Below are 25950 nucleotides of genomic sequence, written 5' to 3'. Positions count from 1 at the left end.
TTTAACCAAACATGGTGCTATCGTCAAAATTTTCACCATCGTAAGATTGCGCGATTAAATAATGATTCCCGAACATTCCATCTTCATTATAAATGACATCTATCAAATCTTTGGCGTAAAAATGAATAGCTGTTATGGTTAATTTTTGTCTGAATTCTGGCTTGCTTAATTCTGGATATCCATTGTCTTCATCGACCCAGTTTTCATTGTAATTTTCGTAAAACGCATTTACGATTTCATCTGTGGCTTTTTTTTTATCTTCAAAATCTTCTAAAAATGAATTTCCTAAAGCAATCATGTCATCTAAATTAATGTCTTCGATATTTAGGCTGATATCAATTTTATTTTGCCCAAATAAAATTGTTGTTCTATAACAATCTTCGCTTCGTGGATCTTTTTTGAGCGTATCTTTGGTTATTTTCATTAGAATAATTTATAAATAAATAAACTTATGATATTAACCTAAATCGGTTCTAACGTTAGAGAAATCTCCTTTGGCAAGTTTATCTTTTTCAATAAAAAACATTAGAAACTCATCCATATCCCAGTCCCAAGAAAAAACATTATTCCATCGCAAAGTAAGTAAAGACGTCCATTCATCAGTTTTACGAGGATCATAAGCTAAGGTGTTGAAATATGGGTATCCAAATAAATAGCTGAACGTTTTTTTGCTTACCATATCTGGTACTTTGCTACAAACGTAATCTAGTTGCCTTTTATTTAATCCTTTATCTTTGTATAACTCTTCTCTGTAAGGTATATCTACATTTTCGAGTAAATCAATGCGTATACAATGATCTACATAGAAGTAATCTAAATTAGGATTTACATAGGTTTTTAAAGGTGTACCTTCTTCAAAATGATAGACTTTCGCATAATCTTTTGCTCCAAAAAATACATTTTTGTCATCATCATTAGCAATAAAAAAGCTTAACATTCCTGTTTTTGGTAGTGGCGTTTCAAATTTAATTTCACTTAAATTAATTTGTAATGCAAAACGATAATCACCAAACTCGTGTTTAGGCCATTCAAAATCTTCAGGTACTTCTGGATAGCCTCCTTGTTTACTTAAACCTACATTTTCTTTACTGCGATTTTCTCCTACTATTTTAATAGAGGGTAACATTACAGATCTTAAATACGCTTCTTTTTTATATAAATCGTATTTTTCAATTTTAACTATCTCTTCAAATTTAGCTTTGTCCATAAAGTTATTTTTTATTATTGATATCTTACAAAAATGAAGCTTTGCTTAGGTTTTTGAGTAACGGTTTTCAGTGATATTATAATTCTGCTTGACGTTCTTGAAGTTTATTTATTAACAAATCTATATGTTTTAATTTTTCTTTGTACTCACTTTTAATTACTTCTTGTGATGATTCTATAGTATCATTATAATCAAAATCTAATGGCTCTATTTTTTCTTGAAATTCTTGAGTGTTTTCTAAATTTTTAGACTTGAATAATTGTATTGCTACGCCTTCGTTATTTTCTAAATCTTTAATTGAAATTGTTTTAACAGTTCCGGACTGCGCTAATGCTAAAGAATCTGATGCAACAAAAACATCTTTCAGCGATAAGGTAAAATTCACTGTAGATGGACTACGATAAACAACACCTTCTATACCTTCTTCTATTTCTAACTGAGATGCTAGCGAAGCTTCTGGTTTTGGAATTTCTAATGTTAAAATATCCTTTAACACACCTTTACTTTCAAAAATATGCTTTGGATAAATGGTATGATAAATCTTATCATCTTTAGTATTAGACCAACGATTTTCTTCAGAATATAATGCTGTTGGATCTATAATTACAGTGTATTTTATTTTCGATTTTTTAACGTAAGGCTTAAAATCTTCATTTAACATTTTGAACTGGCTTTTATAGAAAGAGATTAAATTCAAAGCTAATTCTGCCTCATCTTTAGTCGTAATCTTATCTAATTTATCGTTCATTTCTAAAATTGCAGAATATGCTTCTGCTTCAATATTAGAATCTGTAAGCGAAGCTACTGGCAATGTATTACGTGCCATTATTTCTGAAGAAGGAATACTTATGGTTTGTTTTTGAATACTGTTTTTTCCATTTATTCCCGTATTTACAAATGAGGTTTCGGACAATTGCTTTCCGGTAACCACAAATGTTTGTGACTGATCTGCAACTAAAAGTTTTGTGATTTTAATAGGATCTTCAATCGTAACTTTAGTAGAACTTGATGTTAATGCTTGATCTATTCCATTTATAGAAACTCTTGGTTCATTTAGCGTATAAATCACCTCTAGTTTTAAAAGGTTTTTAGACAAATGATATTGAGTTTCATTAGCTGTTAATGTACTACCTTCTTTATATAAAGCTGTATAACTTTTTTTGCTACAAGAAGAAAATAGGCCTAATATTAACGTGAAATAAAGTAGAGTATTTTTCATTTTTGAATGTGTTTGTTTTACAGTTCAAAATTAGAACTAACACTCTATTATTTTATCCCTGAAACTAGTGAGATTTATACATACTGAATTCAGGTTGTTTTATTTTCTAACTAATAAACAACAAAAAAAGCACGCTTTTATAGACGTGCTTTTTTCTCTAAATACGATTAGTAAAGTGAAATAATTATGGATTCCTTTTTACCATTTCATTATAGGTTCATCTTTCCATAAAACAAGCCTAAATTCTTCGTAATGATTACCAGTCCCTATAGTGTGTTTATCTCTAAGCCCTTTTTCTAGTTGTAGTTTATGAAGCATTCCTGAAGCAGAACCAACCCACAGCGTCTTTTCATCTTCAGAAATGGTAATACCTGTAATTGTAGATCCTAAAAAATATCTCCAAATACAATTACCCTTGGTATCTACAGCTCTAATATACCCGAATGCATCTCCTAAAATATAGAATTCCGAAGTAGAAACGCCGCAATAAACTCTCATTTCCGAATCTATAGTTGTACAATCTTCACTTCCGTCATAAGCAGGTATACTAAGGTTTTTTAAACTTGAAGTATCTACACCAATAGTTATACCGTTATAAAAGTGACACGAATTTGTAATTAACTGTTTATCGTCTTTAGAAAAAAGACAAAAATCGGGGTAATCAGATTGCGGACCAATTTCCCCAATTTCAGTACCATTCTGATCTAAAATTCTATGATCGTAACACTGATCGCCCACAACGATATACTTATTATCATTAGAAAGCGTTGCATTTTCCATATCCAAATAAGGCTCCCACTCATCATCTTCTGGGTCTGGTAAAGGATGAATTAAATTTTCAATAGCGTTTGAAATAATGTAAATACCGTCTGATGATACTAAAAGAACTTTAAGTCCGTCGTTAAAAGGAATCAATTCTGTAATCCCTATATTTTTAGCTTTATCTAAAGTAAAAGTTGCAATAATTTCACCTTCCCAACCTTGTGTAGTTACAATCGTATTATTTGCTGCTATGGCAAAAACATGATTTTGCTTAGACTTTCCTATAGCACTTATAGACGAATCAAGCTCTAAAGTCTCACTGTCTTTAAGAAGATAAGCTTGTCTTTTTTGATAAGCTGTTCCTGTTAAAAAAACAATTTTCTGATGATCTATAAAATGTAATTGCTCTACACTTTGTCCTTTATCTTTCATAAACTGAACAAAAGGCGTGTGAGCAGGCGGAAAATCTATTCTAAATTGAGCAACCGTATTATTTTTGTTAGCTTCTTTTAAAAGTTGATAGACCATACCTGCCAAATGATCTCTTTCATCTTTAGGTTCTTCCCCTTTCCAATTTTCCCATCCGTTAGTTTCACCAAATGCAACCATTTTATTAACATCAGAAGCATATTTACTTCCTAAACTATTCCAGTCTTCTTTAGTGTTTTCTATATTTTTACTTGTTAACTCCATTTGTCCCTTTTTACTTAGAAATACCTTTAGTCTAAAGCGTTTCTATTTAATTAAAAACGATAGCTGTGTTGTTAGTGATGCTAAATTTTGCAGCATCTAAAAGTGTAGCACAAACCAATGTCTCTACCCAAAAATCACCTTTAGCTTGAATTTTCTCATTCAATTCTGGTAAATTTGAAACAATATCATTTTCGTTTAATGTAATCCCTAAATGTTTTGAAAGACTTTTTAATTCCCTTAAAAGATCGTAAGAAGAACCAATCATTGCCCCAGGAACGGGTGCTTCATCGTTGTCAAAAAGAATTTCTGGTAATTCTACTGGAATATAAAAACCTTCTGAATCTGAATGTGTTAAAAGATGACTAGACATATAAGAATAGTGGTCTTCTAAAATAGAATCTGCACCAGGCTCATCATCTTGTGAAAAAAGTGTTGGCTTCCAATTATCATTACCTTCATTCTCCCATACATGTGCAGCAAAACGTCTTAAATAATGCAAAAAACTATAAGGAAAACCGCCTGAGGATAGAGGTGCCCTTTCTAAAACATCTGGTTCTTGGTGAGGTGTTACATTATTCTTTGCCAATATTATATTTATATTGTTGAAGTATGTTTTATAAGCTTCGTAACCTTTTGGTTCATTTTCCTTGAAATCTACTAATATTCCACTTGTAATTGTTAATCCCATTATCTTGTTGTTTTTATTTTACAAGACAAAATTAGAATTAATACTTTTTTGTTTTATCCCTGAAACTAGTGAGATTTATTTTTACTGAATTTAGCCTGTTTCATTTTTTCGTTACTAAAAAAAGCCTCTCACGCCTAATGAACATACTTTGCATAATCATCAATTTTAAATTGAAGCCTGACATTTAAATAGTTATTTTTATCTTGAAGTTTAAATGCAATCAAAATGGCTTCTTCGTGATAAGCTTTTATCTTTTCAGGGTTCCATAAGCTTGGGGGTTGCTGTAAATTTGTAATCCTATCTGCTAATTTTACAAGACCAACTTCTTTCTCTAAACTATTTATTCGATTTAAACTATCAAGCATACGCTCGCTTTTAGTCGGAATGGTATTATTTTTAGTTAACGCTTGCACACCCTCGGCTATACTAAGACCAAATGTAGCTTCTATATCATTAAAACTCGTATCAGTATCTTCAAGCGTATCGTGTAATAATGCTAATTGTATGGCAAAAGCCAAATTAAAATCTGGTTCGTTTTGATAAGCCATTAAAACTTCCATCGCCACATTAGAGAGATGCAATACATAATTTGAATTACTTCCTGGCACCTTTTGATCGTGATGTTTTTCTCCTGCAAATTGTATGGCTTTTTGATATAAATCTTGAATCATAGGCTTTAATTTATTAATATTCTATAATGATTCTGCATCAATTCCTAGTGCTGAAAACTCATCATAAACACAATCTTTAGCATAACATAATGTTGCTTTTTTTAAATTAGGAAACTGTTTAGCATCTTCTGCAGATTCTATATCCCAATATTCTACTGCCCCACCTGAAAATGGAGATAAATTCATATAAATATCGTTTCCACCATCTTGATAAATCTCCGTGATTTCTGAAGCTAAACGTTTTGGGATGGGTAAATCTTTAAAATATTGCTCTACTTCTGCAATCGGCTCGTAGCCTTCTTCATTAATATCAATGTCACGTTCTTTATACCATCTTGCAAATTCGTGTATATCAAATAGAGGTTTTAATAATCCTTTAACATACATCAGTTCTTCAATAATTGACAGTTTAAATCCAAAATCTACAAAGGTGATTTCTTCTTCATTCAGTGGTTTAATACTGTACTTATCTTCCGGAATACCTTCCCAACGGTTATAAATTTCATAAGTACTTATTTCAATGGCACTAATACGGTTATCATTAACATCAAACCAAGCACTCATATTATTCAGTACTAAAGCACCACAATCATCACCTTCAAAAAGCGCAATATGCTCTGCTTTATGCGTTTTATAATAATTTATAATCTCTTCATCATTAAAATAAAATGTTCCAGAGAACTTGGTTTTCGGACAAAAATCGAAAGCATCAGGTTCTAACTCTAACGTTAGAGAATCGATATGTTCTCCATCGCCTGAATAGCCTAAAATCCCTAAATTATCCCAAGTAAAAATGGTATTCTCTTTTAGTTTTACACTTCTGTAATTCGCATCTAAACCATCTTTTAAAGTTTCTATTGAAACTGGAAATTCTATAGACACTAAATTAATTTTTAAACCTGTTGAAGATAAATGTATTGTCGTCATAATTACATGCTTTTAAAAGACCAAAGATAACAACATCCTCAAGAGTTTAAATGGCTGTTTTCCGTGATTTTTTATTCGGAATAAGAAAGCTCAAAACAATATCACGGTTATCAGGGATAAAAAAAACAATAGCTTCTTTTAACTTTGCTTAAAACCTTTTTTATGGAAGACCAAGTTAAAAGTGCTGCGTTTTTAGAATCCTTAAAACGTAACAACGAAAAAATAAGAGATGATCGTGCCAATGCTATTGCAGAAGATGCACAACTCATGTACAAACGCGAAACAGAAGATTTAGCTTTGTCTTTAAAACGTTTAAAACGTGAGCAAGAAAATATGCTAGATATGAGCCCTACAGATGCAAATAGTTTGGTCTTAGCTTCAGATTTTGATGCCAAAGATTATGTAGCCAAAGACTTAGAAATGTCAGTGAAAATTAGAAATTTTGAAATTAAATTAGAATTAGCCAAAAAGCGCTATACACACTTATTTGGTGGAATAATAAATGAACTATAATTATGGGAGGAGGAAGATTTAGTAACGACGCCTATAAGCGTTTACGAAAAATGAAAGACTATGGTAACAAGTCTAGAGAAGAAATATTTACATCCAGACACATAGATCCAGAAATGGATCCTACAAAAGCAGTCGTAAGAGAATCGAGAGATTCTGAAGAACATCCTGAAACAGTATCTATTATTGTCGCTCTAGATGTTACTGGAAGTATGGGTTTTGTACCAGAACATATTGTGAAAGAAGCCTTACCAGATCTTATTGGCTCATTAATGGAAGCTGGAATTGAAGATCCGCAAGTACTATTTTTAGGGATTGGCGATTTTATTTATGATAGTGCACCTTTACAAGTTGGACAGTTTGAATCGTCTGCAGAATTGTTAGACCGTTGGTTAACACGCGTCTATTTAGAAGGTGGCGGTGGCGGAAACAATCAAGAAGGGTATAACTTGGCACATTTGTTTGCTGCACGTCATACCGCTATTGATTGTTGGGAAATAAGACAACAAAAAGGCTTTTTATTTACCATTGGTGATGAACCTGTTTTCCCTACTATTCCAGCCGAAATCATTAAAAGATATACCTGTACAAATGAAGCAGAAACCATAACTACAGAAGCTATTATTACAGAAGCACAAGAAAAATATAATGTTTTCCATATGCATTTAGAGCATAACGAATGGTCAAAACAAGATAGTCGTAAAGGTAATTGGAAGACACTTTTGGGAGAAAACTTTATAGAAGTTCCTGATTTTAAAACCGTAGCAAAACGTATTGCAGAGGTGGTGATTCAAAATCATAAACCATATAGTGCTACAATAAATACAAATACGTCTTCTGACACTACAGAAGTAGAAAATATGCTATAAATGACAAAGTGTAGTTTGGTTATAGATTTAGGTTTTGGTGATGCTGGAAAAGGGTTAACGACCGATTTTCTGGCATCACAAAATCCTAAAGAAAGTTTAGTGGTTCGGCTTTCAGGAGGTCATCAAATTGGGCATACCGTGAGTACAGACACGCTTACCCATACGTTCAGTAATTTTGGTTCTGGGACTTTATTGGGTGTGCCAACGTATTATTCGAAGCACACTACCCTATTTCCTCCTGCCATTTTAGACGAAGGTGATTTCTTAAAAACCTACAAGCCAAAATTGTATTTTCATCCATTGGCGATGATTACTACGTTTTACGATATTGCTTATAATAGAGCGATTGAAAAACAACAAAATCACGGCTCTTGCGGCTTGGGTTTCGGTACAACCATCGCTAGAAATAAAGCAGAAGTATATCTTTATGCTAACGACTTACAATTTCAATGGATTTTAAAACAACGTTTAGAAAGTATAAAATTGTATTATGAAACGAAACTAGAAAGTCAGCCAAAATCGATTCAAGATTATTACAAAAACGAACTTAAAGATTACAACGAAGATTATTTTACTGACAGTTGTTTAGATATTAAAAAGTATTATAGTTTAACCTCTCTTTCAGAGTTAAAAAAAACATTCGAGCATTTTATTTTTGAAGGCAGTCAAGGTATTTTATTAGATACACAACATGGTTTTCATCCGCATACCACGTGGAGTTATACCACTTCTAAAAACGCTATTCAGCTTATAAAAACACATTTAAAAGCTGAAGTAGAAATAGATATTTATTACGTGACGCGCTGTTACCAAACACGACATGGCAACGGACCAATGTCTAACACAAAACCTGTTTCACTTCAGAATAATGAAAATGAAGCGAATGTAACTAACGAGTTTCAAGGGGAGTTTAGAACACAAGCTTTAGATCCAGTATTACTTAATTATGCTTTAAGTTCTGATGCCATTCATCATCAGGATTTAAAAACTCAAAAGCATGTAATGATTACCTGTCTCGACCAGTTACCTGGTTTTTCTTACGTGAATTTACTTCAAAAATTAGATACAACATTCAATACTATTTATGGAAGTTACGGCCCTAGACGAGAATGCATAGAGAAACTTCAAAATTGATTTTATAAAACCATAATACAATATCTAAGAAGATATATTATAAAGTATGCACAAAACAAACACTAAATCTGAAATTGAACTAAGTTCTAAAGCAAAAAACAAACCTTTGATTTTTGCACTATTTATGATAGGACTAAGCCTAATAACTCTACAAGCGACATCAATAGAAATAGTCTTTCCAATAGCATTTTGTATAATATTTTTTAGTCTATATGCCTTCAACAAAAATCTTAAAGTGTTTAAATTTTCAGAACATCACTTTGTATTTCAAGCCGGAATTATAGGTAAAAAAGAGGTATCTTATAGTGCCCTTAAATCTTATGTTGTTGAGAGAAAGGTTATGATTATCACCTATCAAAACCCGAATGAAAAAGAAAAAAAGATAAGAATTCAGGTCAGTCAAATTGAACCAACACAATTTCCATTATTAGAAGACATTTTAAAAAGTAAGATTAGGTTTTAAACCAATACCTTCATTTTTATAAAATCACTAGTTTCAGGGATAAAAATTTTAGTTTTCTAGAGTACTTTAGCATTGCCAAAAATTAAGAAAACATGAATAATTACGTAACGTATTCAGAAGATTTCAAATTATTAAAATGGGATGATTTCAATTTTGAACCTATCAAAATAGAGACACTTCCAACTCTTGAAGATCCAAAACATTACAAGAATTCTTTTACGTTTAGAGATGCACTTTTAGAGGCTATTGAAACCCGCTCTGGGAAAAAATTATTCAAACTATCACTTATTACACCAGATTATAAATTTAATACCAAATTTTACGGAATTGGATTTTTAGAAGACAGAACTGTTGCTACTTTTGAAATAGAAAATACGCCACTATTTAAAGCATGGTTTATAAATATTCAGCGTTTTAGAAGTGATGACGTCGTTAAAAATTTTGTAGAATCTGTTTATAACTTTAGTACGAGTTTGTATAGTTCTCAGCCTGTTTCTAATTTTAAAGATATTACGTTTCAAGACAACACAGGTGCTTTTATTAATGAATTTATTCCTAATCAATTTATAGCAGAACAATTAGCAAAAGAAAAAGCCGATTTCTTAAAGCCTTTTATTCAGTTAGAAGCTGAAATTAATATGAAAGAGGTTACACAATCTTTTATCGCTTTAATCACAGAAAAAAAATTAAAATTAAATCCACCGAATAGTAATGACGCGATTTATGCTCAGTTTGAAAAAGAGGCCGGTTTTCCTTTTCCTACAATAATAAAAGAATACTTAACGTTGCATAATGGTATTGATAGATGTGCTATAATGGGCGCAGATGATATTTATAAAGAATGGAAACAGTGGAAAGACATTTACGATGATTGGACGCAAGAAGACTTGTTCGATACCTATTCTACAAACCAAGGAAAAGCCTTATTAATGTACACCACACCCTATTGGATTCCGTTTTTCGATTTACAAAACGGTAATTTTTTAGCTTTCGATTTTGCACCAAATACAAAAGGAAAAGCCGGACAAATTATTCGTTATGGAGCTGATCAGGAAATTGGATATATTGAAGCCGAAGATTTAAATACCTTCTTGAAAAGTTTAATGGGTAACGAAGGCGAAATTGAAGAAAACGAATGGTTTTATGTCGAATAGAGAATCATCCTAAAAAGAATAAAACACATTACAATATAATTTGAATAATACCCAGCACATGTCTGCGATTTTTAAAGAAAAAATAGTACCAAAATTAAAGTTAGAATCATTAGCCCCACCTGAAGTAAAAGCAATGCTTCAAGTTTTAGAGATAATGGACGCTACAGATACCGATGTTTACAGAAATGCTGTAAACAGTAGTAAACACGAAGGTGTAACTGATGAATTTACAGAAAACACAGCGCAACACCTCTATTTTCACCCTAAGGTTTTTGCCAATGAACAGGAAGGTTTAGAGCTTGTTGGGTCTTGGTACCCACTATTACAAAAAGGATTATTTCCTGATGAAAAAAGCACGAATAAGCTCGTCGAGTTTTTAAATTTTAGTCTAAGTTATTTACAAACCGATGCCGTTTCTGAAGATTTAAAAACACAAATTTTTCAGGTTTTAAAAATGCTAGTACAAAGTGAATCGGAAGCCTCTCTTCCTATCGCCCGCTTTTTAATCGACCGGATTTTTGATATTCGAGATGTATTGAGTTCTGATTTTTTAATTCAGTTTTGTATTAGATATCAAATTTTAAACGAAACATATTCCGTTGTCCAGTCAGATAAAACGATTACTAAATTTCCGTTCAAAATAAACAACGATTTTGTTCAGTATTTTTTTGAGAATGATTGGAGTAAATTCATCACTCAATTTCATCGTATATTACCCGTCGGTCGCGTATACGTTACTGGTGCTTACGATTTAATGTTGCCTTGGTTTACCACAGATTTAGCAGCCTATTATTATAATAGCTTAGAAGTTATTTACGAAGCACATAAAGCGATAAAAGAACGCTTGATTTTTGGAGACGTTAAAAGTTTAGAATTACTTAATTTAAAAACGGCTGAAGGTTTTTATCCGTTAATTGCCGCTTTGGGTCCTAAAGTTTGGGATGCTGGCGATACCTTATTATTTAATAATCGAGATAAAAATATACCGCAAGAACAATTAGACGTTTGCTATTTAAGATTTATAGATTGGTTAACTGCCGATGGCGGAAGTAATTTTTATACGGAAGCTTTTAAAGATTATGGCAAACTCATTTTCACAGAAAATACAGCAGAAGCACTTCCGCTGCGATGCATTCCGTTTTGGTTTAATACATGCCATCCAGAAACAGGTATTAAAAACCAAACAGAAACATACAATATCATTTTTTCAGATCTATTGATTGAAGAACGCCAAGGCAAACTTCCTATAATGCGTTTTGATCACAAGGATTTTCAAATGACGGGTGAATTTTTAATTAAAAACGTTTTTCAAACTAAAGATAACTTAAAGGGGTTTCTTCATGGTTTTACTAAAGAAAGTATTAAAAATCCATTAAATCAGTTTTTAGTTCGTACGTTTTACGATGCTCGCGAGGAATTATTTAATTTATACAACGCAGAACAACAAGAGATTTTACAATTGTATTTGTTAGAAATGGCCTATTCTACCAGAGATGTTAGAGATGATATTAGAAAACAAAACTTGCCTTTAATCACAAAAACGCTCATTACGTTATGTGCGGAACCAGGAAATTATTCTCGTGTAAACGAAATTGGCGCTCTTAAAAGTATTGATGCTTGTGTGGCCAAAATTTGTAACACGTTTGCTGGCGGACATTATATCAATGAAGCGCGTCCGTTAGAACTAAATATAATTCAAGCGTGGTTTAATTATTTAGGCGATTTTTATTACAGTTCTAGACAAGAAGCCGTTTGGGTTTCTAATCTTTTAACAACCCAAGGCGTAAGGACAGCTACCTATTTTAATGATCGTGAAGATGACACCAGTTATTTCTTAGATAAGGCGATCAATCGTATCATCACTTTTCATAAAAAATGTAAAATTAAAGCTTCTGAAAATGTCGCTTTAGCTGAAATTTCAACAGAAATTGAAGTGTATTTAACCGACTTTTTAGGGGCGTTAAAAAAAGATAAACTAAACGTAAACACCACTAAATATCTTTCTGATTATAGTCAAAGTACAATAGCCGATTTTAATGATCAAACAGAATTAGTAACTGCTATTAAAGCTTTTTATAATTTTCATTTTAAAGAAGAAACAACCACAGAAACACCCACAGCTGTTAATAATTCTCAAACCATTACAATTGAAATGGAAGTTACAGAAATTAACCAAAAATATGTAGATGCTGTACTTCATAATCTAGAACATTATAGTGAAACTGGAAGTTACGACACCGAACTTTTACAGCCTTTGGATGAAAAAATAGAAGAATTTAAAACCTGGTTACTTGATGATGAAACAGGAATGCAAGTACGGATGGGGCAAGCACTTTATATGACTTTACTAGACACCAATTTAGCGCCAGGAACAGCACAAGAAACCTACGGAAATCTTTGCCGAAGTTTATTTATACACTTAGTAAAAGGCACTCAAATGGCACCTTCGTACGGTATGGGATTACAAGCTATGGCAAAATCTGGAGCCTATTCAGAAGATTTAACGACGGCTTTATTACAAGTCGTTGATGATTTAAACGCTTAGAAAATGACACAAGAGATCACACCCGAAATACAAGACCAATTAAATTTATCGGCCTTGATTTTAAAGAAAAATTATAAAAACGCAGATTTAACAAGTTGGTCTGGTTTCGATTTAGAAAACCAAATGCATGTAAAGCAAGCCAAACGCCTTTTAAGTTTATTTGGCATAAAATCTGGTTTGCACTTACGCAATAGTTTACAACGCTATGAAAACGGACAAATGGTATCTCATAATTTTGAAAAATTGGCTTCAGAGTTTCGTATGATTACCACAACCGATTTTGATGCCAAATATAATGCCGAAGAAAGCCCAAGAACCAAAGGCATTTATAAAATGGTATGGAAATACCGCTTTAGTCTAAAAAAAGAAAAACTTATGGGGTACGAAATGGCCTTTTATATTTTTCAAATGCGTTTAGGTCACGTATTAGGTTTTATAAATACAGATGAAATGATTTTACGTTTAGAAGAAGCTAACGACACTATAAAATCGACCTTTTCTAGTTGGAGTGATTTTCATCGTAACGTATGTTTAGGAGACGAATACGCTTTGGGAGCAACAGAACAAGATGTGAGTAAATTTCCAGGAACAGCGACGCTTTGGGACTGCTACCAACGTTTACATATAGAACATGCCGATTGGTTTAAAACATGGAAAAAATGAGTTTAACAAGAAGAGAAGTTATAAAACAAATTGAGCATGCAGAAGCACTTTATAAAGCTAACCTTTATGCGCCTTTACAATCTGTAATAAGCAATATTCAAGAAAATTTTGACGTATTAGGAGATAACAATCTTGCCGATAATGCCAGATATTATCGTATTTACATGCTTTATCTTGGTGCTTTTGAAGAAATGAATATGGACGTTATGGAGTCTTATTTACAAGCTTTAATAGATATAAATGAAGTATTACCTTCCGATTACGAATATGTTTGTAGTTACTATAAAGAGTGTAAAGAATGGGTATATGAAACGGCATTAATGACGTATTCATATAATGAAACCTTACATATCCATTACGCGTTAAAACTTCAAGAAGACAAACGATTTGAAGAAGCTATTATCACGCTTAAATATGTTTTAGAATGTTATCCTGCGTTAACAGAAGCACGTTTATTACTTTGGGATATTCAATCAGCTCAGTTAGAACAGTTATGCGCATCTTCCGAAGAAGCAGATTGTTTTGAATTATTAGATTTAGCATCGGCTACCCATAATAAAACGGTTCTAAAAGGCTTACAATTAGATGATCGTTTAGATCAAGCTGGTAAAAACCTAGCAATGATACAAGTCGAGATTTGGTCAAAATGGTCGGCAGAAATAAAAAAGCTATGGGATAAAGAATGGAAATATTTCGATTTAACAGATCACACACGCTTATTATTAGCTGATTTTGCTAAGAATTTTATGAGATATGATTTTGTATCTCAAATAGTAGCAACACCGCCTGAACCGGAATTTCCAGAGGAAAACTACAGCAATTTTGAGGAGTATCAAACCTATATGAAAGCCTTAGCAAACTCAGGTTGGCAATCGGCACAGCATCAATATGTGTTGATAGGAAATGCAGGATATTATCATACAAAACACAAACCAACTATTGAGGCTTGTGTAGAACGCGGTTTAGCTTTAAACCCTAAAAACCCGTTACTTCATGTTCTAAAAGCAAAATCTTATTTCCTTGACAAAGACTATAACCAAACAGGAGTTGCCTACCACGAGGCTTTTAGAAACGGATTAAGAATGAGTGAATATTTACAATATTTACTAGAGGTTAATGGTAGAATAGAAAGCTGGCAAGGTATTTTAGATATCGTTGTACAGTTTCATCGCAGAGAAACACCAACGCTTAAAACCTTATTTTTTCAAGCACGAGCATTATTTAGATTACATAGATTTGACGAAGCGCTAGAGGTGATTAATGAAGCGCTTGCAGATTTTCCGTTACCAAAACATTCTTTTGCGCCTTGGTTGTATAATTTACGAATGAATATTCATAGAATAAACCATAATTACACGGCCTTTTTTGAAGATATGCAAGAAGAAATCAACTTTTATGAGGATGATGATTCGGATTATTTTAGTACAATGAATATGTGTATTGAAGTACTTGTAGAAATGGGAGATTACGAAGAATGCCATAAATACGCCATCTATAATTTTGAGCAAGAGCAGTTACCGACAGAATTAAAACCCGTTTTTCAATGGATTTGTTATTATACGTTTTTAGAACACCCAGAAGAATTAGGTAAAGCCACTGCCGATGATTTAATAGATAACCCAACAACATTCAGTGAGTACAGAAATAACGGATTTATTCAATGGATGTTAAGAGATAATACTGCTGGGGCCGAATCTTTAAAAATGGCAGCAGAGCTTTCAACTAACAAAGCCTGTTATTTAAAATTAGCCTTAGATTGTTTAACAGCAGGTTTTGATAATAAAACAACTATTGCCCTTTGTGAAACCATAAAAAAAGAGGTTCCAGAAGCCAGAGATTGGCAACTAGATTTTGATTATGCCAATACTTTACAACAAGATAAAAGATATAAAGATGCTAAAATTGCGTATAAAAATCTATTGCAAAGTTATCCTAAAAAAACATTTATTAATTTCCCAAAAGACCAATATCATGTCATGTTAAGAGCTATAAAAAACATGGCTAAAGGTTTGGATAATGTAGAAGATTACACAAAATACAATGCCATGTATTTAAGTAAAGACAATCCGTCTGAAACAGCCCTATTAGAGCATTTAGAAATTGCAAAAACACATTATAAAGATGATTTATTTCTTCAACATAATTTACTAGAAAGCGTTTCTAAACGAAATATAGAATTTGAAAACGGAGAGCTAGAAATGTTAAATGAAATGAAAACTAGAATAAGAGCAGACTATTTCGTTTAAAAGTAATTAATTTCGCTCGTCAAATGAAAATTCACTCAAAATATAACCTACTTATTTTATTCTTTTTTTTGAACGTATTTAATGTCGTTGTTGCACAAACAACACAGAATACATCAAAAATAGACTCACTTTCTATTGTTTACAGCAATAATCTATATAAAAGCCCACAAGTTGCTAAAAAAGCAGCTTTAAAATGGTTAGAAGAAAGTAAAGCTTTAGAAATGGACTTACAAGTGGCTCGCGCCTTGTATGCTTTAGGAAATTTAGGAAATATTTCAGGCGATTATAAAAGTACTATAACGTACACTACCGAAGCAATTACCTTACTTAAAGCTGTTAAAGTTGAAAAAGGATTAGCAGCTTGCTATAATATATTAGCCTTAGGCTACAAAAACCTAGGGCAATATCCTGAAGCTATGGATAGTTTTATTCAGTGTTTAAATTATGCTAAACTAACAAAGAATAAAGTACAAGAATCCAATGCCTATCAAAATATAGCAACACTTTATTTACTTCAAAAAGAATATAAAAAAGCCGCAGAAAACTTAGATCGTGCAGCAAATCTTTACAGAGAGTTGGGAGATGATGATGGGGTACTTACTACCTTATTTAATTTTGCTAATATTTTAAAAGAAGAAGGGAAATTTAACCAAGCAAGAGAACATTACCAAACGGTTTTAGGCTACAGAGAAAAAGAAGGTAATAAAGCCGTAATTGCTTATGTTAATATTAACCTTTCGCAAATGCTTGTTGAAGAAGGCCGTTGTAAAGAAGCAGTGGTTGCTTTACGCAAAACAATGTCGCTTTTAGAAGCCCTTAAATTTAATTCAGATCTTGTTATTGTATTAAATGATTTAGGATTATGCGAAAGTAAATTAGGACATAGAAAAGAAGCTATTGCAGCCTTTGTAAAAGCCTTATCTATAGGCCAAAACCAATCGCTTCAGCTTTATAATTCTGATATTTATAAAAATTTAGCACAACTTTACGAAGAAGATGGCGATTACGAAAATGCTTTAAAATTTTATCAAAAAGGTGTTATTACTGGAGAAGAACAAAACTCACTAGACAAAGAAAAATATGTCGCTAACATTCAAGAACGTTACGAAACCGAATTAAAGGAAACCCGCATTCAACTTTTAGAAAAAGAGCAAAAATTAAGTGATGCCGAGTTGCAAAAAGTAGAGCTGACTGTAAAACGACAAAAATTAATTAGAAATGTGCTTATTGCTGGGTTTGGCCTAGTGTTACTAACCTTAATAATTTTAAGACTTTTCTATATTCAACGTTTGCGTGTGCAAAAAGAATTAAGCCTACAACAGGAAGAAAATGCCAAGCAAAAGATTAGTGAAATGATGAAGGATCATAAACTATCTGTTATTGAGCGTTACCAAGAAGGCCAGGATGAAGAACGCTCTAGATTAGCACGAGAAATACATGATGGCATAGGAAGTGATTTAGCAGGAATAAAAATAGCTTTTGAACATTATGTTGAAAGTAATCACGATCAATCACAATCAAATAGAATAGCAAAAGCTATAAGTAGTGCTTGTGTAGATGTACGTAGTCTTTCTCATCAACTACATCCTCTCTCTTTCTCGAAAATAGGATTTACCAGTTTCTTAAATGATTTTATTGATCAAATCTCAACAAAATCACCTATCGAAATTCAGACCTTCTTTTTTCCTGAAGAAGAAATCGATCAATTACCCGAATTACTTCTTGCAGATGCTTATCGTATTGTGCAAGAACTTATAAATAATATTTTAAAACATGCAGAGGCTACACATGCAGACGTACAATTGACCAAGCATGAAGACCATTTAAATATTGTAATAAATGACAATGGTAAAGGCTTTAAAAAGAATAAAAAACAAGGTATAGGACTTCGTAATATTAAAGAACGTTTACACAAAGTTGAAGGTGATTTAGATATTGATAGTAGTCCTGGTAACGGAACATCGATTACCATAAATATTCCTATAATTTAAAGATTTTGAAGAAAACAAACATCATTATAGCAGACGATCATCTTATGTTTTTAGAAGGCATAAATACCATATTAAGCGATATGGAAGAAATTGGTGAGATACATTTAGCTACCGAAGGCAAACAAGTAATTAGATTACTCAATCAGTTTGAAATTGGTTTAATTATAAGTGATATTAGTATGCCAAAAATGGACGGCATAGAGCTACTTACCGAGATTAAGAAAAAACATACGAGTGTAAAAATTATAATGCTGAGTATGCTAGATAACCACAGAACGGTACATAAAGTCATTCAGAAAGGTGCAGATGGATTTGTACCTAAATTTACGAGTAAAGAAGAGTTACAAAAAGCAGTGCGTACCGTTTTAGGTAATGAACAATATTTTTCAGAATTGATTAAGCAACGTTATATGGAAAGTGTTTTTGAACGTAAAAAGTATAAAAACATAGAACTTTCGCCTCGTGAAAAAGAAGTGTTAGCACTTTTGGCAGATGAGCTAACGTCTAAAGAAATTTCAGAAAAGTTATTTATTTCTGTTAATACTGTAGAGACACACCGAAAAAATATTCTTTTAAAAACAGGTTCTAAAACCACAACCGGAGCTGTAAAATACGCTATAGAATCTGGATTATTTGATTAATATAAAAACGGCTTGAATACCACTTTCAAGCCGCTTTTATTTACACTAAAAGATCATTTATTTTGTTCTTATCCCCTCTGCTTCTACCGTTTTTATTAATTGTCTTAGTTCTTCAACGTAAGAATCTTTATCATTTTCTTCTGTTAGCAATTCTCCTCGATAAATAAATTTGGTATCTAAATCAAAATAGACAACATAAATTCCGGTCTGTGGATTTCTCCATTTCTCTTTTCTATTATTTACAATTCTTTTATCTTCTAAATACTGTATCCAAGCACCTCTAGACAAAGAAGATTTATCCATATAAATTTTGCTGCTTTCAGTAATTTTAAAATAAGGGTATGGTGTTTCTATTTTTGCCTGTATATTTTTTAGAATCATTGTTTTTAAAGTTTCAAAACCAACTGCTTTTTCAGACAATAACATTGGGTTGGCTTTCCATTTACTATCTTCAACTTCTAACGGAATGATCATAAAACCTTCTGGATGACTCGCTGTTCTAATCCGTAAACTAAATTGATAAGCAGAATCTAACTCTTCTATAGATTGACTTAACCGATCTATAAAACGTGCCACGATAGCTTCCAATTCATTTGGTTTTACATCTGCCTTAAAATTTAAATCAATAATTTCTGTAGAAAAATGTATTTCAGGAATTTCATTTTTAAAATCGGCTTTAACAGCTTGTCTCGCTTCATAGCGCTTTACGGCACCTTTATATAAATCGTCAACAGTCATTGAATCTATAGTAGGGTACATTGGCAAGGTGTCGTTTTCTAATATGTTTTTTAGATTAAGGTGTGTATAAAATTCAATTTCAGGAATATTTTTATCATAAATAAGCATACCATACATATTAGGATCCATAGTTGCTGCATTGAAAAACAAGCTTAAATCACTAAAGGCAAGTCTTCCTTTATATTTTTTTTGTAAATATTCTTCTAAATTAGCAGCAGCTTTCTTTTTAGGAATTCCGATGTAATTTGCACAACCTGCAACAATAAGTCCTATAATTAGGATACAAATAATACTTATAATTGTAATTTTCATACTTTTTTTGTTTAAAAAAATAAATGTAGCATAACACGCGTAGCAAATACTCACGGAATTCAGTGAGTTTGCACATTCCCTTAATAGTGGTGTTTTTACTATTAATACATCCTATACCTTTGAGATATTAATAAAACTAAAAACCACATATTATGGGATTACAGGAAAAAAGAGCTGCAAAATCAATAGAAGACCAATATTTAGGAAATTACCAAAAAGAAATTAATGAGATTGTTGGTAAAGAATTACCAATAAATATCAATTGGGATACCTTTGAAATGGATTTTATTAAATTTGTACCAAGTGTATGTTTACAACGCCTTACAGACGGACTAAAATTAGTTTGCAAAGACGACATGGGAAAAGAAGCTGTCGCAGAAAGTATAAACGCTATTGAAGTCTATTGCATCCCAAACGAAGGTGCTGAAGCTAAAAAAGAATTAAAATTAGAAGATGGCGTATTTTCATTAACAGCATGTTGGGGAGGGCACCACAGTGGTTATTTTATAGATTTAACAATTCGTGAGTATTTAGAAAACAACTTATAGAATTATATTTTTTTTATAACGTCTAAGTATCAATACAAAAAGGGAAAACGTAATACGCTTTCCCTTTTTGTATACTTCAATATTTTTTGATATCTGAAATAAAAAAGCCTTTAAGATTCATCTCTTAAAGGCTTTTTTTATTGTAATATGTTGTGCTTAATTTAGTTTTACATCATTTAAAACGACACCTGTTAATATCGCACTAAAGTAATAATCTTGAGACTGTACATTGTTCTCTGAAAATGATTGACTGTAATTATGAATTATAGCATTATCAAATACAAAACTAACAACAGGTTCTTCTTGGTTTTGATAATAAATTTTCAAACTGCCTGACCAATCGCCTGGTTTATGAGATAACCATTCTAAAAATAGCGTGCTCATCTCGTTCCTCATAGCGCCAGATAAATTTACATCTACCCCTCTTTCTTGTTCTTCGTTTGGATAGTATGTAGACGAAAAGCTATAATCACATTGCGAAAGCTTAAATAGCTCTTCTGTATGTTCGTCTTTTTTAATTCTTAATTCTATACGCTGAATTACATTTAATTCTTTCATATCATTCTTGTTTTTACAATTGCTTTTCTATTTGTGTTTGTAATCCTTTTGCCTTCGGGAAGCTTTTTAAACCTTTAGATGTATCTACAGTAATCGAAAGTACATCTTTTTCTAAACTTGATTTATTTTCGCTACCTAAATTAAAATTTATTGTTGAAATAGATTCTGAAAATGCTTCTTTTGCTAAATGATCAGCTGCTATACTAGAAAGCGTTTCTTTTAATAACGAAACTATTTTTGAAGCATAAAATTTATCAAGATCTTCGGGAGTACCTTCATGGATATAAACTATAGAAATTTCTTTTTCTAAAACTGCTTTAACTTCTAATTCTAACGCTTTTATATCTTTTTTAAGTTGAAGAACAGTAGGAATTTCATCTGCGTTTGGTACGAAAGGAATTTTCCCATCCGATAAAAGGTAACCATACTTATTAATGTTACTCAAAGAGATCGAAGAAATTGAATGTACTTCTATATATTGAAATTGTGCATCACGATCATAAATATCACATAATAAAACAACTTTCTTTTCGGCATCATGATTTACAAAAAAACCAGAAGCACTACCTGAATGTGTAGATATTGAAACTTTAGGCATACGAGGTCTATCTTCTTTTCTTTCTATGTCTGCTATTTCTTGAACTATCTTTAAAACGGCATTAGTATCTAATACTGGTAATTGTAACATTGTTTTAAAATCCATAATTGTATTTTTTTATTTTATACAAAGTTGAAATAATAGCGGTAAATATTTCTAACTGTTTTCAGGGATATTACAATCCCATTTAAACCACTAAAAAAGCAAAAAAAACTAAAAGTATTTGCCTATCCTCACTCTCTTTTAAAAACATCAACAAAAAGACCACAAGACTACACATTACGCAATTAATTAACATAAAAATTAAATAATACAACGTGCTTAATGGTTTAACTTTTTTTAAATTAGTAGTAGATTAACTAGTTTAATAAATATACTATATGTTGTTAATAAATAATAGTCATGAATTGACTCAACAAATCCCACTTTGGCCGTCAATCCCATTTTTTTTAATCCTATTAGCCATAGCCATTGGCCCTCTCATTGCAGAGGAATGGTGGGAAAACAATCGTAATAAATTATTAGTCTCAATAGTTCTAAGTGTACCTACTATAGGTTATTTAGTATATATGGATCTTACCGAACACCTAAAACATCAAGTTTTGGGAGATTACCTACCTTTTATAGTGTTATTAACGTCCTTATTTGTTATTACAGGAGGCATACACCTCAGTGGTGATATTAAAGCTAAACCAAAGATTAATACACTGTTTTTGGGTATTGGTTTTCTTTTAGCTTCTTTTATGGGAACAACAGGAGCTGCAATGTTACTAATACGCCCTGTAATATCTATTAATAAACAAAGACAGTTTAGTGTACATACCATTTTATTTTTTATTGCTGCTGTTGCCAATTGTGGTGGGCTTTTAACCCCACTTGGTGATCCACCATTATTAATGTTATACTTAAGAGGTGCTAGTTTTACTTGGTTCTTTAATCTCTTACCCGAATGGGCTTTTGTAGGAACACTACTTCTTACAGCTTATTATTTCCTTGATTCTTATTATTATAAAAAAGAACCTAAGGTAAATCTCCTTGCGGATGAAAGACAAATAAAACCGATACGCATTACCGGAGCTATTAATTTTATCTTTTTATTAGGAGTCGTTTTTTCTGTGGCTTTAATTAATCACGATGTTATACCTGCAATGGCTGAAGAAGACGCGTCTTATTTCCTTAAACATTTAAGAGAAATTGTTCTCATTGTATTAACTGTAATGGCTTATTTTACAACATCTCAAAAAATACGTGAAAGCAATAAATTTTCATGGGGACCAATCGCAGAGGTTGCTGTGGTTTTCATCGGAATATTTATTACCATGACACCAACACTTATTTATCTAAGCCAGCATGCACCAGATTTAGGACTTACTGATCCATGGCAATATTATTATGCAACTGGTTTTCTTAGTGCCTTTTTAGATAATACACCAACGGCTGTGGCTTTTCATAGTGTAGCTTCTAGTATACCGTATGCAGATAGTATACCATTAGTCGCTAACGTCGCTGAAAACATATTAAAAGCTATTGCAACTAGTGCCGTTTTCTTTGGCGCATTAACATATATTGGAAACGGCCCCAACTTTATGGTGAAGTCTATTGCTGAAGATCACGGTATTAACATGCCTAGCTTCTTTGGGTATATGTTTAAATTTTCATTAATTATTTTATTACCCATATATATACTTACGCAACTTATATTTATGTAATAGAGTGAATATAATGTAGAACGTTTATAAAAAAAAGCTCCTATTTTTCATATGAGCTTTTTTTTTTATCTATTTATGTGAATTAATAAAAATCGCATTAGTCTTGAAATAACAATAAAATTTGGATTATCCATCTAAAACTTTAATAATCTATTACGTTGTATTCCTATGGCTACCTTTGAAGAAGATGAAGTCACATGGTTTTTTAAGTCCTCGTTACGTTAAGTATAGCAAATAGAACAACAAACTATATAATATAGAAAGGAACCCTATTCTAAATAATGAGATGATCATTACATAAAATGGGCTCCTAATCAATTTCAGTTCTTAAGTGATACAAAAACTAATAAGCTATAAAACTTTTAGGAAAAGCTTACAACACTAATTATATGATAGTTCAATCTAGACCATCACATGATAATTTTTATGAAAGACAACAGTTTTTAATGGCAGAAGCTGATATAACTGCGGTATCTGAAAATGTAGCTAACGGTTTTTCTACAGCTGAAGCGACAGTGAATACATGGTTAAATAGCGAAAGCCATAAAATGAATATTGAAGGAGATCACACACATTTTGAAATATCTGCAGAACAAGCCGATAAAGGGAAATGGTATTTTACAAATATTATAACACAAACACTTTATAGTTTTTTCACTTTACAATACAGTATCTAATTGTCCTTTATTTATAAAGAGTTAATGGTTTATGCAGTACAAATGTGATGCAAATTTTACACTATTTATCGATTAGGTAAAAAAAGCAGGTTAACTCTAATTCTGTTTATTTTCAAAAGATATTCTATGATATTTACATCATTTATAAGTTCATTTGGGTATCTCAATAGAGATATTTGTAAAAAGCAAACCCTTTAATTACAAATACTATTTTTAAGTTTTAAACTAAAAATAACGTTCTTCAATTAATTATTTTTTTGAAATACCAATAACATTCGGAATCCTCCAAAATTGATTGTTGTTATCATTTTCATTGAAGCCAGTTTCATAACTTCCCATTTTCTCTACAGTTGTTTTGTTATGATTGAGGTAAAAAGAAGCTTCTGGTCCGCCTTCTAAATACATTAAATTATGTAGGTTTAATGAAGATTTAGAGAGTATGTCAATAAAATCGTGCACCGAATATGGCGACCGAGAAAATATAAAAAGGACATTATCTTCTTTATCCTTGCCAATAACCACCATACTCCATTTTTTACTTTGCTGACTCCATCTATTTTTCTGGTTGCAATCCATCATTCTAATAGATTGTGAAAACGAATTGTATTGTGTTTTTAATACGTCCCAATCTTGACAGGTTAAATCAATAATTTGAAATTCTGGAACACTATCCGTTTTTCTATTAAAAGCAGCAACAGTATTATCGCTATTTAATCTTCCATTGTTTACGAAGTTAAAATTCTTCATATACCCAACATTTGTAGCATGGTCTGCCATATACATGCCTGCATTTATTACGGCTATTTGATTTTCTTGCTTAGACCAGTCCTTAGCTGTTTTAGAGCTACCCCCTTTTTCCTTGGCACTCAATAAATTGAAATCATATAATTTAGAAGAAATTTTTAAAACATCTATTTTACTATCACTATGGCTCGACTTTATTGGCGCATTATATGTTGTATAATACAAACCTTCATCAATTTCTTTCCAAATTATTTCACCTTCAATAAACCTACTCGACAAAAGCAGACATCCTATTATTACAGCAATAACGACATATAAAACATTTTTCATCTTATTAATTATTATATAATTCAACTTTATTATTATCTGTAATTGATGTGCTTTGACTTAGAAATTAAACCCTACTAATTATATTCTTTTTCAGAGATTATTTTATCGTTTTTGTATTCTATCTCTTTTTCAATTTTCCCGTTTAATTTATAGTATTTCCATAAACCAGTTCTTTCATCCTTTGCGTATAAACCTTCACTATACACATTACCAGCGGCATTGTAACTTTTATAAATACCATTCTTTTTACCATCTACAAAAGTGGTCGTATTTTGAAGCATTTGGTCACTTGTATAAGCGGTCCAAACACCAGTTTGATAACCAATTTTATATTGTCCTTCTAATGTTAAATCGCCTGTTTTAGAATATTTTTTGTAAATACCATCCTTGTAACCATCTTTAGAATCTACAATTTCTTTTTTATTTCCGTTGGCATAAAAATTAGTTTCAGATTTTAAATAACCTTCTGCATATTTCTTTTCACTTAACAAAATACTTGAAGAATCAAAATACATACTAACACCATCTAACTTACCATCTTTATAGGTTTCTTCTGACGCTAATTTGCCGTTAACATGGTAATCTTTCATTACATAATCTTTGGCTGCTGTGTATTCTTTCTCCCAAATCATACGACCATCTTCAGTCTTCTGTGACCAAGAACCTGTTGGTTTGTCATTTTTGTAAAACGTGGTTTCAATTAATTTTGTTCCTAATCTTGCATCCTTTAAATGCACCACCCATTTCCCTTCTTTTAAATCATTTTTATAAGATTCTGTTCTCTGTAAGTCTCCTTTTTTATTATAGGTTTTCCATTCGCCTTCCTTTAAACCATCCTGATACTTAAAGTCTTCATTTATGCTTCCATCTGAATAATAAGAAATGCTTTTCCCGTTAGCTTGCCCTTTATCATTAAAAGTCATTTCTTGTTCTATGTTTCCAGACATATCGAAATCCTTCTTAACACCTATCATTTTACCGTTCTTAAAACTGACTTCAGTATAAGCTCCACTATTCTCAGCAATTTTGTAATCGCCTTCTAAGAATTTATTATCATTTTTAAATAAAACATCTTTACCAAAACGTTGGGTTTCTACATCGTCCCACATTAAATAGGTGTCTTGAGCACTTAATTTTGTTATGGTAATTAAGCAAATTATTAAGATTAATTTATACATCTTTTATCCGTTTAGAAATTTATAATTGATACTGATGTAAAGATATGTGAGGTTAGACAAGAAGTAATTAGCCAATCTATATTCGTTAGCATTGCGTTTATATTAGTAAGATATAATGTAAGTACTTGTTAAAACGAGTTCAATAGCTAATACTCGGATGGTATAAGGCTATTAT

General features: G+C 31.6%; 25 protein-coding genes. 13 read left to right on the top strand and 12 right to left on the bottom strand.

The window, feature by feature from the left end; translation table 11 throughout:
* Position 1 precedes the first annotated feature (1 nt).
* The 7 genes from H0I32_RS14890 to H0I32_RS14860 all read right to left on the bottom strand — a co-directional run bounded on the left by H0I32_RS14890 (position 2) and on the right by H0I32_RS14860 (position 6167).
* Complete coding sequence (locus H0I32_RS14890) at positions 2-424, bottom strand: DUF2262 domain-containing protein (protein ID WP_179314270.1); 423 nt, start codon at positions 422-424, stop codon at positions 2-4.
* 33 nt (positions 425-457) lie between these two features.
* A complete protein-coding gene (locus tag H0I32_RS14885; protein ID WP_179314271.1) occupies positions 458-1207 on the bottom strand; it encodes a DUF1963 domain-containing protein in 750 nt (249 codons plus the stop codon).
* 76 nt (positions 1208-1283) lie between these two features.
* Positions 1284-2426: a hypothetical protein gene (locus H0I32_RS14880; protein ID WP_179314272.1), complete on the bottom strand. Its 1143-nt coding sequence runs from the start codon at positions 2424-2426 to the stop codon at positions 1284-1286.
* A gap of 198 nt (positions 2427-2624) precedes the next feature.
* Positions 2625-3881: a hypothetical protein gene (locus H0I32_RS14875; protein ID WP_179314273.1), complete on the bottom strand. Its 1257-nt coding sequence runs from the start codon at positions 3879-3881 to the stop codon at positions 2625-2627.
* 46 nt (positions 3882-3927) lie between these two features.
* Positions 3928-4569, bottom strand: a complete 642-nt coding sequence (locus tag H0I32_RS14870) for a hypothetical protein (RefSeq protein ID WP_179314274.1) — start codon at positions 4567-4569, stop codon at positions 3928-3930.
* Between the two features lie 134 nt (positions 4570-4703).
* The gene (locus H0I32_RS14865) at positions 4704-5240 is read right to left on the bottom strand and encodes an HD domain-containing protein (protein WP_179314275.1); all 537 of its coding nucleotides are present in this window, start codon (positions 5238-5240) and stop codon (positions 4704-4706) included.
* A gap of 21 nt (positions 5241-5261) precedes the next feature.
* Positions 5262-6167 carry a DUF6892 domain-containing protein gene (locus H0I32_RS14860; RefSeq protein ID WP_179314276.1) on the bottom strand — a complete coding sequence of 302 codons (906 nt, stop codon included), beginning with the start codon at positions 6165-6167 and terminating at the stop codon, positions 5262-5264.
* A 162-nt stretch (positions 6168-6329) separates the two neighbouring features.
* Here H0I32_RS14860 and H0I32_RS14855 point away from each other — a divergent pair, with 162 nt between their 5' ends.
* The 10 genes from H0I32_RS14855 to H0I32_RS14810 all read left to right on the top strand — a co-directional run bounded on the left by H0I32_RS14855 (position 6330) and on the right by H0I32_RS14810 (position 18383).
* Complete coding sequence (locus H0I32_RS14855) at positions 6330-6680, top strand: hypothetical protein (RefSeq protein WP_173588630.1); 351 nt, start codon at positions 6330-6332, stop codon at positions 6678-6680.
* A gap of 2 nt (positions 6681-6682) precedes the next feature.
* Positions 6683-7546, top strand: a complete 864-nt coding sequence (locus tag H0I32_RS14850) for a hypothetical protein (protein ID WP_179314277.1) — start codon at positions 6683-6685, stop codon at positions 7544-7546.
* On the top strand, positions 7547-8680 hold the full coding sequence (locus H0I32_RS14845; RefSeq protein ID WP_179314278.1) for an adenylosuccinate synthetase: 1134 nt from the start codon (positions 7547-7549) through the stop codon (positions 8678-8680).
* A gap of 46 nt (positions 8681-8726) precedes the next feature.
* Positions 8727-9143 carry a hypothetical protein gene (locus H0I32_RS14840; RefSeq protein ID WP_179314279.1) on the top strand — a complete coding sequence of 139 codons (417 nt, stop codon included), beginning with the start codon at positions 8727-8729 and terminating at the stop codon, positions 9141-9143.
* A gap of 92 nt (positions 9144-9235) precedes the next feature.
* Positions 9236-10297 (top strand): SMI1/KNR4 family protein, encoded by a 1062-nt coding sequence (locus H0I32_RS14835; protein WP_179314280.1) that lies wholly within the window; start codon positions 9236-9238, stop codon positions 10295-10297.
* Between the two features lie 58 nt (positions 10298-10355).
* On the top strand, positions 10356-12842 hold the full coding sequence (locus H0I32_RS14830) for a hypothetical protein (RefSeq protein WP_179314281.1): 2487 nt from the start codon (positions 10356-10358) through the stop codon (positions 12840-12842).
* A 3-nt stretch (positions 12843-12845) separates the two neighbouring features.
* Complete coding sequence (locus H0I32_RS14825; protein WP_173588624.1) at positions 12846-13505, top strand: DUF1266 domain-containing protein; 660 nt, start codon at positions 12846-12848, stop codon at positions 13503-13505.
* Positions 13502-15751, top strand: a complete 2250-nt coding sequence (locus H0I32_RS14820) for a tetratricopeptide repeat protein (RefSeq protein WP_179314282.1) — start codon at positions 13502-13504, stop codon at positions 15749-15751. The genes H0I32_RS14825 and H0I32_RS14820 overlap by 4 nt, the downstream gene beginning before the upstream one ends.
* Positions 15752-15819: 68 nt before the next feature.
* Positions 15820-17742: a tetratricopeptide repeat protein gene (locus tag H0I32_RS14815; RefSeq protein WP_256928775.1), complete on the top strand. Its 1923-nt coding sequence runs from the start codon at positions 15820-15822 to the stop codon at positions 17740-17742.
* A 5-nt stretch (positions 17743-17747) separates the two neighbouring features.
* Complete coding sequence (locus H0I32_RS14810; protein WP_173588621.1) at positions 17748-18383, top strand: response regulator transcription factor; 636 nt, start codon at positions 17748-17750, stop codon at positions 18381-18383.
* Between the two features lie 57 nt (positions 18384-18440).
* Here the strand turns inward: H0I32_RS14810 and H0I32_RS14805 are convergent, their stop codons facing one another.
* Positions 18441-19433 (bottom strand): hypothetical protein, encoded by a 993-nt coding sequence (locus tag H0I32_RS14805; protein ID WP_179314284.1) that lies wholly within the window; start codon positions 19431-19433, stop codon positions 18441-18443.
* A gap of 152 nt (positions 19434-19585) precedes the next feature.
* Here H0I32_RS14805 and H0I32_RS14800 point away from each other — a divergent pair, with 152 nt between their 5' ends.
* A complete protein-coding gene (locus H0I32_RS14800) occupies positions 19586-19981 on the top strand; it encodes a hypothetical protein (protein WP_173588619.1) in 396 nt (131 codons plus the stop codon).
* A gap of 156 nt (positions 19982-20137) precedes the next feature.
* On the opposite strand, the gene H0I32_RS14795 is transcribed toward H0I32_RS14800, so the two are convergent.
* Positions 20138-20539, bottom strand: a complete 402-nt coding sequence (locus H0I32_RS14795; RefSeq protein ID WP_173588618.1) for a hypothetical protein — start codon at positions 20537-20539, stop codon at positions 20138-20140.
* A gap of 13 nt (positions 20540-20552) precedes the next feature.
* A complete protein-coding gene (locus tag H0I32_RS14790) occupies positions 20553-21242 on the bottom strand; it encodes a hypothetical protein (RefSeq protein WP_179314285.1) in 690 nt (229 codons plus the stop codon).
* A 275-nt stretch (positions 21243-21517) separates the two neighbouring features.
* Here H0I32_RS14790 and H0I32_RS14785 point away from each other — a divergent pair, with 275 nt between their 5' ends.
* Both H0I32_RS14785 and H0I32_RS14780 read left to right on the top strand, forming a co-directional pair.
* Complete coding sequence (locus tag H0I32_RS14785; RefSeq protein ID WP_173588616.1) at positions 21518-22846, top strand: sodium:proton antiporter; 1329 nt, start codon at positions 21518-21520, stop codon at positions 22844-22846.
* 389 nt (positions 22847-23235) lie between these two features.
* Positions 23236-23523 (top strand): CAP domain-containing protein, encoded by a 288-nt coding sequence (locus H0I32_RS14780; RefSeq protein ID WP_179314286.1) that lies wholly within the window; start codon positions 23236-23238, stop codon positions 23521-23523.
* A 249-nt stretch (positions 23524-23772) separates the two neighbouring features.
* On the opposite strand, the gene H0I32_RS14775 is transcribed toward H0I32_RS14780, so the two are convergent.
* Positions 23773-24597 carry a phosphodiester glycosidase family protein gene (locus H0I32_RS14775; RefSeq protein WP_179314287.1) on the bottom strand — a complete coding sequence of 275 codons (825 nt, stop codon included), beginning with the start codon at positions 24595-24597 and terminating at the stop codon, positions 23773-23775.
* Between the two features lie 74 nt (positions 24598-24671).
* Positions 24672-25775 (bottom strand): toxin-antitoxin system YwqK family antitoxin, encoded by a 1104-nt coding sequence (locus H0I32_RS14770; protein WP_179314288.1) that lies wholly within the window; start codon positions 25773-25775, stop codon positions 24672-24674.
* Positions 25776-25950: the final 175 nt, after the last annotated feature.

This window comes from Winogradskyella sp. HaHa_3_26 (genome assembly GCF_019278425.1).
Classification (GTDB): domain Bacteria; phylum Bacteroidota; class Bacteroidia; order Flavobacteriales; family Flavobacteriaceae; genus Winogradskyella; species Winogradskyella undariae.
Note: the sequence above shows the minus strand (reverse complement) of the source record. Positions and strands in the feature narration are given on the sequence as shown.